Below are 10,516 nucleotides of genomic sequence, written 5' to 3'. Positions count from 1 at the left end.
TGCGTACACGGTCAACCCCGACCTACATTCACGCAGGTCAGAATGGGTGCCCCCGCCCGGGTTCGAACCGGGACTGGGCCGGGTTTAAGCCGGCTGCCTCTGCCAGTTGGGCTACGGGGGCTGCCCTGGTGGGCCCGGCTCAGCCCTTCTCGGCGCGGGAGGCGGAGGACTCCGCCTTCTGCTCGACCTTCTCCCCCGGCTTCTTCGGCGGCACGGACGCCTTGCGGAACTCGTCGCGGGGGTCGTGCAGCGAACCGAGCGAGACGATCTCGCGGCCCATGATGAACTGGCCGATCCAGCCGACCATGATGCGGAACTTGCGGTTGCCCGTCGGCATCGCCATGACGTGGTAGCCGCGGTGCGCCAGCCAGGCCAGCGGGCCGCGCAGCTTGAGGAAGCCGAACAGCTCCGCCACACCCTTGTACATGCCGAGCGAGGCGACGACGCCGACGCTCTTGTGCTTGTACTCGACCGGCGCCTGGCCCTGGTACTGGGCGACGATGTTGTCGGCCAGGCGGTTCGCCTCGCGGATCGCGTGCTGCGCGTTCGGCGGGCAGAACTGGCCCGGGTTGAGCACGTCCGGCACGGCGGCGCAGTCGCCCGCGGCCCACGCGTCGGGGACGATCACGCCGTTCCCGTCGTCGTCCATGGTCGCGACCTGCAGCGTCGGCAGCACCGTGACGCGACCCATCCGGTCGACCGGCAGGTCCGACTCGTCCTTGATGACCGGGTTCGCCTTGACGCCCGCCGTCCACACGATCGTGTCGGTGTCGAACTCGACGCCGGTCGAGGTCACGACGTGCCCGTCGATGCAGGACGACAGGAACGTGCTGAGGTGGAACTCGATGCCGCGCTTCTTCATCTCGTCGAGCGCCCAGAGCCCCATCGGCTCGGACACCTCGGGCAGGATGCGGCCCGAGCCCTCGATCATGACGAAGCGCAGGTCCTCGGGCTCGATCGTCGGGTAGTTGCGCGTGGCGTAGCGCGCCATGTCCTCGATCTCGGCGAGGGCCTCGATGCCCGCGAAGCCGCCACCGACGAAGGTGAACGTGAGCATCCGCTTGCGTGCCTCGGCGTCCCAGGTGGACGACGCCACGTCCATGCGGTTGAGGACGTGGTTGCGGACCGCGATGGCCTCCTCCACGTTCTTGAAGCCGATCGCGTTCTCGGCGAGGCCCGGGATGGGCAGCGTGCGCGAGACGGAGCCGAGGCCCACGACGAGCTGGTCGTAGGAGACCTCGTAGTCCGGCCCCTCCTCGGGGTGGATCGTGACCTTCTTGTCGCTGTGCGCGATGTTCACGACCATGCCCTGCAGCACGTCGATGCCCTTGAGCGCCTTGCGGTGCGGGGCCACGACGTCGCGGGCGTCGATCGAGCCGGCTCCGGCCTCCGGCAGGAACGGCGCGTAGGTCATGTACGGGCGGGGGTCGACGACCACGATCGCCGCCTCGCGCTTCCCGAGCTTGCGGCGCAGGCGGCGCGCCACGTAGAGGCCGACGGACCCGCCGCCGAGGACCACGACACGAGGCACCTTGCGGGGCCGCGACGCCGGTGCGGGCGCGTCCTGGGCATGGGTGTCCGACGACAGAACGTTCTGAGGCATGGCCTCAGTCTACGACCGTGCGCGACGCCCGCAGGCGGGCGGTCCATCCAGCGACCCTGCCGTGCCGCCGGACGTCACCTGAGCGACAGGGCGATGCCGTCGAGGATGTCGCTCTCGCTGGTCACGACCTGCGTCAGAGCCCGGCCCGTCGGCCCGCCCGCGACTGCGACCTCGTCGCGCACGCGCGCGACGACCTCCGACCACACGAGCGCGCCGGCGCCGATGACGTCGGCGCGCCCGGGATGCATGAACCCGAGCCCGAGCCGCCGCTCGCGCGAGCGGTGGAGCAGGTCGTCGCAGGCGGCGAGCACCTCCTCGACGCCGAGCGTGGCGCCGTGCACCCGCTCGCGCTGGTAGCTCGGCAGCCGGAGCGCGTGCGCCGTCACCGACGTCACGGACCCGGCGAGGCCCACCAGCGTCACGGTCTCGCCGAACGGGACCGTCTGCGCCGCGCGGTCGAGCGCGGCCCGCACGTCGGCGCGCGCGGCGGCGACCTCGTCGTCCGTGGGCGGGTCGGAGTGCAGGTGCCGCTCCGTCATCCGCACCGACCCGACGTCGAGCGACAGCCCGGCTCTCGGGGACCCGTCGCCGAGCACGAGCTCGGTCGAGCCGCCGCCGATGTCCACGACCAGGAACGGACCCGGGTGGGTCGCCGCGACCCCGACCGTGGCGCCGCGGAACGACAGCGCGGCCTCCTCGTCGCCGGACGCGACGTACGGGTCGACGCCCAGTGCCGCCCGGACGCCGGCGGCGAAGACGTCGCGGTTGCGCGCGTCGCGGGTGGCCGACGTCGCGACGAAGCGCACGCGCTCGGCGCCGGTCTCGGCGATCACGCGGGCGTACTCCCGCGACGCGGCGAGGGTGCGCGCCAGCGCCTCGGGGGCGAGCTCGCCCGTGCGGTCCACGCCCTGGCCCAGGCGGACGATCTCCTGGCGGCGGTCCACCTCGGTGAGCGTGCCGTCGGCCGCGACGTCGGCGACGAGGAGGCGGATGGAGTTGGTGCCGCAGTCGATGGCCGCGACACGGGTGGTGGAGCTCGAGGTCACGAGCCCCACCCTCTCACCCGCCACCGACCATGGCCCGGCCGGCCGGGCCGGGCGCCCGCCGTGGCCCGCCGGGCCGGGCGCCGCTCAGCAGGTGCAGCGGTCGGGGCGCCACTGGTCGGCCACGAGGTCGAGCGCCTCGTCGCCGAGCGGGTTGACGCCGCGGCCGGCGGCCAGGGCGTGGCCCATGAGCACGTGGACGCACTTGACGCGCGTCGGCATGCCGCCCGCGGAGATGCCGTCGATCTCGTCGACGTGGCCCAGCTCCTCGCGGCGCGCGAGGTAGTGCTCGTGGGCGCGCCGGTAGGCCGCCGCGAGCTCCTCGTCCTGCCCCAGCCGCTCGGTCATCTCCCGCATCGTGCCTTCGGCCTCGAGCCGGGACGCGGCCGCGACCGCGCCCGGGTGCGTGAGGTAGTACGTCGTCGGGAACGGCGTGCCGTCCGGCAGTCGCGGGGCGGTGCGCACCACGAGCGGGCGCCCGCACACGCAGCGCGCGGCGATGCCCACGACCCCGCGCGGCTCCCGGCCGAGCTGCTCGGCGAGCACCTCGAGATCGCGGTCGGTGACGGTCGTCGGGTCGGTCGCGGACGACGGGTCGGCGCCGTCGGCGCGCGTGCGGTCGGGGACGGGGTCGGTCACGGGGGCCTCTTCGAGATCGGGCGATCGGTGATCGGGGTCGCGGGCTCTCATTCTCCCCCGCCGCCTCCACCGCGGCGCCCGCGCGGTGCCCCAGGACCGCGCGTACGGTACGAACCAGGCACGCCGTCTCCGCGCCATCCCGAGGAGTGAACCGTGGCCGACGACCAGCTCCGGGCGATCGTCCTCGAGGACGATCCCGACGCCGCCGAGTTCATGCGGATCGCCCTCGAGCGCTACGGCGGCATGCACGTGGAGGTCACCGGCACCGCCGAGCAGCTCCTGGCCGCGCTGCGCCGGAGCACCTACGACGTCCTCGTCAGCGACATTCAGCTCCCCGGGCGGTCGGGCCTGGAGATCCTGCCCGAGGTGCGCGCCCTCGACGCCACGCTGCCCGTCATGATCGTCACGGCGTTCCCGACGGTGGGCAGGGCGATCGAGGCCCTCCGGGAAGAGGCCGACGAGTTCCTCGTCAAGCCCGTCACCGCGTCGCAGGTCGTCGAGCGCGCCACCGAGCTGGCCCTGCGGGCGCGGCGGGAGCGTTCGGCCGCCCGACAGCGGGTGCTCGCCGTCGGGGCGCACCCGGACGACGTCGAGATCGGCGTGGGCGCCACGCTCGCCGCGCACGCCGCCGTGGGCGACGAGCTCGTGATCCTCACGATCTCCGGCGGTGGGGTCGGCGGACCGGCCGCGAGCCGGCGTGCCGAGGCGCTCGCGGCCGCCGAGGTCGTCGGCGCGCGGCTCGTGCACCTCGACTTCCCCGACACCCGCCTCGATCCGGCCGACGGGCTGATCGCAGCGGTGGAGGAGGTGGTCCGCGACCTCGACCCCGACCGGGTCTACACCCACGGCGTGCACGACCGGCACCAGGACCACCGGGCGGTCAACGAGGCGGTGCAGATCGCGGCCCGCGGCGTGCCGAGCCTGTGGTGCTTCCAGAGCCCGTCGTCGACGGTCGAGTTCGCCCCGAACCGGTTCGTGGGCGTCGACGGGTTCGTCGAGACCAAGCTGCGGATGCTTGCCGCCTACGTCTCCCAGGCGCACCGGGACTACATGCAGCCGGAGACGGTGCGCACGACGGCGCGCTACTGGTCCCGGTTCAGTCCCGCTCGGGAGGTCGAGCCGCTCGAGACGGTCCGCGCGAGCGAGACCGTCGCGACGGCGGGCGCGGTGCGCGCGGTCCCCGCCGTGGTCGACGAGCACGGCTCCGACCTCGTGCACCGCCGGGAGGGTTGATGCGTCGCCGACCGGTCGCACGCGCCGACGCCACCTACCGCCGGGTCGTGTCCGCGTGGTTCGCCGACGACGCCGTGGGTCTGCGGCAGCTCCCCGTCACGGTCTCCGTCTCGGCCGTCCTCCTCTTCCTCGCCGGGAGCCCCGTGCCGAACGACGCCGCGCTGCTCGGCGCCTCGGCGGCGATCGTCGTCGTGGCCCAGCTGGTGGGGAGCCTGGGCCGGTGGGACCGGTGGCCGCGGGCGTGGCAGTACGCGCTGCCGCTCGCCCAGATGCTCGCCATCGGCCTCCTCGAGCTCGGGTCCGGCTACAGCCTGACCGCCTTCGACGTGCTGCTCGTCATACCGATCGTCAGCCTCGCGCTGCAGAGCGGCCTGTGGGGCGTCGGGATCGCGTTCGCCGGCAGCGCCGCGGTGCTCTTCGCGCCGGTGCTCTGGGCTGACGAGTCGGCCGGTCGCATGCCCCTGACGGTGCACGCGCTGATGGACCTGCTCGTCTTCGCATTCGTCGCCGCGGGAGCGCACGGCATCGTCGGCCTGTCCCGGCGCCAGGCGCGTCAGCTCGAACGCGCCCGCGACGAGCTGGCCGTGGGGTCACGCCGCCTGCGCGACTCGCGCGACACCCTGCGCAGCATCCTCGAGGCCGCCACCGAGCAGGCGTTCGTCGCGACCGACGTCGACGGCACGATCGTCGCCGTCAGCACCGGCGCCGTCCGGATCTTCGGGCGCGGTGAGCAGGGGCTGGTCGGGCACGCCGTGACCGACCTTCTTGCCCCCGGCACACCCGAGGCGGGGCCGCCGGTGGACGGGTCGTCGTTGGACGCCCTCGTCGGCCGCGCCGCCGCGGGCGACACGGAGGTCCACGAGCGCGAGTGCCTGCTCCCCGACGGGTCGCGCCGTGACCTCGACGTGGTCGTGACCCGGCGCCCGGCGCTCGCGGGGGCCACCCCTGAGCTGCCCCCCGGGTACCTGTTCGTCGCGACCGACGTCACGGCCCGGCACGAGGAGCAGCGCACCCAGGACGAGTTCGTCGGCCTGGTGAGCCACGAGCTGCGCACCCCGCTGTCGTCGATCCTCGGGTACCTGGACCTGATGCGGCTCGGCGACGACCGCCTCGACGACGAGCAGCGCGAGTACCTGGAGGTCGTGGAGCGCAACGCCCGCCGCCTGCGGTCGCTGGTGGACGACCTGCTGACCAGCGCGCAGATCGTCTCGGGCACGTACACGCTGACCGCCGAGGAGGTCGACGTCGTGCAGGTGGTCCGGGACGCGGTGGCGAGCGCGCTGCCGTCGGAGCGGAGCGCAGGGGTGCAGGTGATGGTCGACGGGGACGCGTCGGTGCCGCTCATCTCCGACCCCGACCGCCTCGGCCAGGTGGTCGACAACCTGCTCAGCAACGCGGTGAAGTACACCCGCGGCCGGGAGGATGGGCACGTCCGGATCACCGTGACGTCGGGAGCGGCAGCGGACGGCTCCCGTCTGGCCCGGCTGCTCGTCGCCGACGACGGGTCCGGCATCTCCCCCGACGAGCTCGGCCGCGTGACCGAGCGCTTCTACCGGTCGCGCGACACCCGCCGCCGCCGGGTCCGCGGCGTCGGTCTCGGGCTCGCGCTCGTGGACCAGATCGTGCACGACCACGGCGGCACGATGACGATCCGCAGCACGCTCGGCCAGGGCACGGAGGTCGACGTGACGCTCCCCGACCTCACGGCGACCACACGGCCGCCAGGGCCTCCCAGTGCGCGTCGGTCAGGTGGGACAGCGGCGTGACGTTGACGTCCGTCACGCCGTTCGTGGCGGCGGCGGTCACCGTTCCCGCCATCAGCTCCGGGGAGATGGCCTGCGGCGGGTCGGCGTCCGCGGACCCGCCCCACAGGCCCACCGACAGGGTGAGACGCGCCGGATCGATCCCCCCGGCCGCGAGCCCGGCCGTGAGCCGCTCCACGTCCCGCGGCGACTTGTCCCGCGGGCCGACGTACGCCCACACCACGAGGCGGTCGGCCGCCCGGAGCAGCACCTCGTAGTCGTGCCCGCTCGCGGGCACCCCCGCGGCCGGGTCGTCCCAGTCGACGCGCACGTCCATCGCGAGGGCGATCTGCGTGCCCCGCCCGTCGCGCACGTCGTCCAGGGCCGCGCGCACCCGGGTCAGGAGCCCGGCGAGCACGTCGGAGCGCCACGCCCCGATCTCGGGGGCGTCGTGGTCGATCCGCCCGTCGTCGTCGCGGGGCCAGTCGGCCGCGCCCGTCATCTCCCGGTAGAGGGCGAGGTCGTCGTCGCCGAAGGTGTACCGGCTGAGGAACAGCTCCGTCACGGCGATCTGGCTCGGGTCGTACCGCTCCCCCAGTGCCGCGACGTACTCCACCAGCCGGTCGCCCACCGGCCCCGTGGTCAGCGCCGACGCCGACGCCTGGTACGGCGACCGCCGGCCCTCGACGTCCACCCCGGCGACCGAGGGGTCGGCCTCGATCCACGCCGGCACGAACGCGTCCACGATGAACCCGACCTCGCGGGCCGTCCCGTCGGCCGAGGTGTGCAGGGCCCGCGCCGCCCGCGCCAGATGGTCGGTGCCTGGCTCGGCCGCCGCGTCCGGGTGCGCCGGCCAGTCGAAGGCGGTGAACTCCACCCGCCCGGCATTGAGGTCGACGGAGGTGGTCGCCACGTCGTCGAGCCGTTCGTCGATCGCGCCCCAGTCGGTGTCCGGGTCCGTCACGATCCCGAAGTCCACGCTGACGGAGCGCACCTCGTCCGGCGGCTCGGCCGGCCGCATCGTGGGCGGCACCTGCTCCCACGGCCGCGCGAGGACGACGGCGAGGACCACCGCCGCGACCAGGGCGAGGACGGCGCTCAGCCCCCAGGCCCGTCGTCGTCGACGAGCCCCCGCACGGACACCGTCCCGCTCCGGTCCAGCTTGTCCCATCGGTTCTCCGCGTTCCCGAGCTCGCGCCTGGCGGCCTCGAGCATGACGAAGGTCATCATCAGCGAGTAGGCCGGCCACAGGACGACGGTCCACAGCTGGCGCAGGTCGCCCGGCGCCCGGTCCAGGAGCACGGCGAGCAGCAGCAGCCCGAGCGACAGCGGCAGGCCCAGGAACAAGATCCAGCCCCACCACGACGCGGGCAGGCTGCCGGGGCCGTCGACGGCTACGAGCACCGCGAGGACCACCATCGCCAGCACCTGGACGAACGGCGCGACGATCTGCGCCAAGGTGTTGTAGGCGAGGTAGATCCCGAACGCCCGGTACCGCGTCCGGCCGATCATCGAGCGGTGCAGCTCCGTCGCCTGCAGCAGCCCGCGCGCCCACCGCACCCGCTGCCGCCACAGACCGCGCAGGGTCGACGGCGACTCGGCGTACACGAGAGCGTCCGGCGCGAACGTGACCCGGTACCCCTCGCGGTGCACTCGCCACGTGAGCTCGAGGTCCTCGCCGAGGGTGTCGGTGCGCAGTGGCCCGGTCCGGTCGAGCACCTCGCGCCGGAAGGCTCCGATGTTCCCGGACACGACCGGCAGGCAGCCCAGCACGTCCAGGGCGCGGCGCATCAGCCCGGTGCCGACGTGGCTGATCAGCGCCAGCAGCCGCGTCTGCACGCGGTCCAGGTTCACGGGCCGGTCGCTGCCGCACACCGCACCGACGCCCGGGTCACGGAAGCCACGCAGCATCCGCGTGATCGTGTCGGGCCGGAACAGCCCGTCGGCGTCGACGAGCAGCAGCACGTCCCCCGACGCCGCCGCGATCCCCGTGTTGAGAGCGGCGCCCTTGCCCGCGTTCTCCTGACGGACCGCGGTGACCTCCGGGTGCGCCGCGGCCAGCGCCTCCATGCGAACGAACGTGTCGTCCGACGACCCGTCGTCGACGCAGATGACCTCGTAGCGCGGGTAGTCGCTGCGCAGGACGGACCGCACGCAGTTCTCGATCACCACGGCCTCGTCGTACGCCGGGACGACGACGCTCACGAGCGGAGGCTCGGCGAAGAGCGGCCCGTACCCGGCCGGGCCGGTCGGCGCCCGCCGCTGCCGCGCCTCGAAGACGAGGGCCGAGGGCACGAACGCGAGCCGGACGACGCCCACGACCAGCAGCGACAGGCCGAGCACCAGCAGGAGCGCCGTGAGCACGGAGACCATGCGGTCACCCGGGCCAGCGGTCGAGGACGGCGTCCAGCAGCTCCGGCGCGCCCGCGGACACGGCGCCGAACCGGGCGTTGACCTCGAGGACCACCGGGGTGCCGTCGTCGAGCCGGCGGACGTCCATGTCGAGCGGCCCGACCAGGTCCAGCGCCTCCGCGGTCCGGGCGGCCAGCGCGGCGACGTCGGCCGCCTCGCCGTCGGGCAGTCGCGCGACGCCCGTCGCGTTCCCGACCCGACCCTCCTTGCGCCCGGTCTTCAGCAGCACCACGACCGTGCACCGGCCGGTGGCCGGCGACCGGTAGACCTGCGGGCTGTACTCGACGCCGGGCGCGAAGACTTGGACGATCCACGACCCGTCGACATCGGCCCACACCGGGTCGCGCGCGTCCTCGACGACGTGCACGCCCCGCCCCCCGCGCGCGACGCGCGGCTTGACCACGACGGGGCCGCCCGCCCACACGAGGGCGTCGGCGGCGGACGCGTGCGTGTCGGCGGGCGCGTGCCGGGGCACGGACACGCGCTCGCGGTCCAGCGCCCACATCGTCAGCAGCTTGTCCGCCGCCACCGCCGTCGGACCGGGGCGCGACAGCACGACGCTCTCCCCCAGCCCGGCGGCCCGCACGAGCACCGCCAGCCGGGGCAGCTCGTCGGAGACGGTCGGCACCACGAGGTCGGGGCGGTGCCGCGCGAGCAGCTCGAGCGTCGCGCGGTCGTAGGCCGGGTCGGCGGCCGCCGGGACGGCCTCGATCACGTCGAAGCCCGGGGTGTCGTCGGGCGCCAGGTCGACCCCGACGACGCGCCACCTGGCAGGGTCCGCGCGGCGGGCGAGCTGCGCGCCGAGCGTGCGCCCCGCGGGCCCGGCGGCGCCCGTCACGAGGATGGTGCGCAGGTGGCGCCCGGAGGAGCTCATGGTCGGATCGTAGGGGCGGGCGACCGATGCCGCAGGCGGGCGACGGGGTGAGACCTCAGCCGACCGGCCCGTCCGCCACCTGCACCGACTCCCACACCGACTGGTACCAGGGCACCCCGTCGCCGCTCGTCGTGCCGACCGGCCCGGCGTCGACCGCCTCGCCCGTCACCGGGTCGACGTCGTCCGCGCCCGCCGCGCCCGGGTCCACGACCCGCCACACCCGATCCGAGGGCATGACGTAGCTCAGCCGCGACCGCGCCTGCTCCTCGACGTAGGAGCGGTCCTCCCAGCGGTCGAGCTCGACCTCCAGGCGGCCGCGCTCCGCCTCGTGCGCCGCGAGCTCGGCGCGCAGCCGGTCGAGGTCGCCCGACTGCTGCACCGCGCCACGCACCGTGGGCAGCAGCAGCACCACCGCGAGCAGCACCACGACGGACAGCACCAGCAGCCGGACCGTCAGCACCTCCGGCAGCACCAGCCCGTACCGGCTGCGTCGCCGCTCCTCGCGCGCCGGGCCTGCCGGGCGCCGCGAGCCCCGCGGCTTCGACGTCGAGGACTTCGAGGACTTCGAGGACTTCGAGGACTTCGAGGACGTGGACGACGTCGGGGCCGCCGGGGCGGCCTGCTTCGAGGCCTGCTTCGAGGCCTGCTTCGAGGCCGGCTTCGAGGCCGGCTTCTTCGAGGCGGGCGGCGCGCCAACCGAGCCGTTAGCCGTCGTCGTCGGGCGCGACGTCCCGCGCGACGCCGCCGGTCGCGCGCCGGACGGGCGCGACGCCGGGCGGCGCGAGGCGGGCGAGGTCGGTCGACGAGCTGGCACCCGTCGATTCTGCCGACCCGATCCGGCCCGGCGGCGGACCGTCGTCGGCGCGCCGACCCTCCGGACTCCGAACCCACACCAGTCCCGCCGCCGTCCCACCGTCGTCCCGCCGTCCCCTCGCGCCGAGGTAGAGCCTCGTGCACCGCGGTAGGACGC

General features: G+C 74.5%; 9 protein-coding genes and 1 tRNA gene. 2 read left to right on the top strand and 8 right to left on the bottom strand.

Annotated elements, in window-relative coordinates; genetic code table 11:
* Window positions 1–47 precede the first annotated feature (47 nt).
* The 4 genes from ABD254_RS15205 to ABD254_RS15190 form a co-directional block, all read right to left on the bottom strand.
* Window positions 48–121: transfer RNA gene (locus ABD254_RS15205), tRNA-Leu, on the bottom strand.
* Window positions 122–139: 18 nt separating this feature from the next.
* The gene (locus tag ABD254_RS15200; RefSeq protein ID WP_344249280.1) at window positions 140–1,603 is read right to left on the bottom strand and encodes an NAD(P)/FAD-dependent oxidoreductase; all 1,464 of its coding nucleotides are present in this window, start codon (window positions 1,601–1,603) and stop codon (window positions 140–142) included.
* Between the two features lie 74 nt (window positions 1,604–1,677).
* Complete coding sequence (locus ABD254_RS15195; RefSeq protein WP_344249278.1) at window positions 1,678–2,649, bottom strand: Ppx/GppA phosphatase family protein; 972 nt, start codon at window positions 2,647–2,649, stop codon at window positions 1,678–1,680.
* 84 nt (window positions 2,650–2,733) lie between these two features.
* Window positions 2,734–3,285 carry a DUF501 domain-containing protein gene (locus ABD254_RS15190; RefSeq protein ID WP_425553807.1) on the bottom strand — a complete coding sequence of 184 codons (552 nt, stop codon included), beginning with the start codon at window positions 3,283–3,285 and terminating at the stop codon, window positions 2,734–2,736.
* Window positions 3,286–3,438: 153 nt separating this feature from the next.
* Between ABD254_RS15190 and ABD254_RS15185 the strand changes: the two genes are divergently transcribed.
* Together ABD254_RS15185 and ABD254_RS15180 are read left to right on the top strand one after the other, a co-directional pair.
* Window positions 3,439–4,518, top strand: a complete 1,080-nt coding sequence (locus ABD254_RS15185) for a PIG-L family deacetylase (RefSeq protein WP_344249276.1) — start codon at window positions 3,439–3,441, stop codon at window positions 4,516–4,518.
* Window positions 4,518–6,284, top strand: a complete 1,767-nt coding sequence (locus ABD254_RS15180; RefSeq protein ID WP_344249274.1) for an ATP-binding protein — start codon at window positions 4,518–4,520, stop codon at window positions 6,282–6,284. Before ABD254_RS15185 ends, ABD254_RS15180 begins: the two co-directional genes overlap by 1 nt.
* Here ABD254_RS15180 and ABD254_RS15175 read toward each other — a convergent pair.
* From ABD254_RS15175 to ABD254_RS15160, 4 genes are read right to left on the bottom strand one after another with little or no spacing between them, the layout of a single operon-like run.
* Window positions 6,220–7,431: a hypothetical protein gene (locus tag ABD254_RS15175; protein ID WP_344249272.1), complete on the bottom strand. Its 1,212-nt coding sequence runs from the start codon at window positions 7,429–7,431 to the stop codon at window positions 6,220–6,222. The genes ABD254_RS15180 and ABD254_RS15175 overlap by 65 nt on opposite strands.
* Window positions 7,359–8,633 (bottom strand): glycosyltransferase family 2 protein, encoded by a 1,275-nt coding sequence (locus ABD254_RS15170; protein WP_344249270.1) that lies wholly within the window; start codon window positions 8,631–8,633, stop codon window positions 7,359–7,361. Before ABD254_RS15170 ends, ABD254_RS15175 begins: the two co-directional genes overlap by 73 nt.
* A 4-nt stretch (window positions 8,634–8,637) precedes the next feature.
* The gene (locus ABD254_RS15165) at window positions 8,638–9,546 is read right to left on the bottom strand and encodes an ATP-grasp domain-containing protein (RefSeq protein ID WP_344249269.1); all 909 of its coding nucleotides are present in this window, start codon (window positions 9,544–9,546) and stop codon (window positions 8,638–8,640) included.
* Between the two features lie 55 nt (window positions 9,547–9,601).
* Window positions 9,602–10,360 (bottom strand): FtsB family cell division protein, encoded by a 759-nt coding sequence (locus ABD254_RS15160; protein WP_344249267.1) that lies wholly within the window; start codon window positions 10,358–10,360, stop codon window positions 9,602–9,604.
* Window positions 10,361–10,516 lie beyond the last annotated feature (156 nt).

Origin of the sequence: Isoptericola hypogeus (assembly GCF_039531145.1) — a bacterium.
Classification (GTDB): domain Bacteria; phylum Actinomycetota; class Actinomycetes; order Actinomycetales; family Cellulomonadaceae; genus Isoptericola; species Isoptericola hypogeus.
Note: the sequence above shows the minus strand (reverse complement) of the source record. Positions and strands in the feature narration are given on the sequence as shown.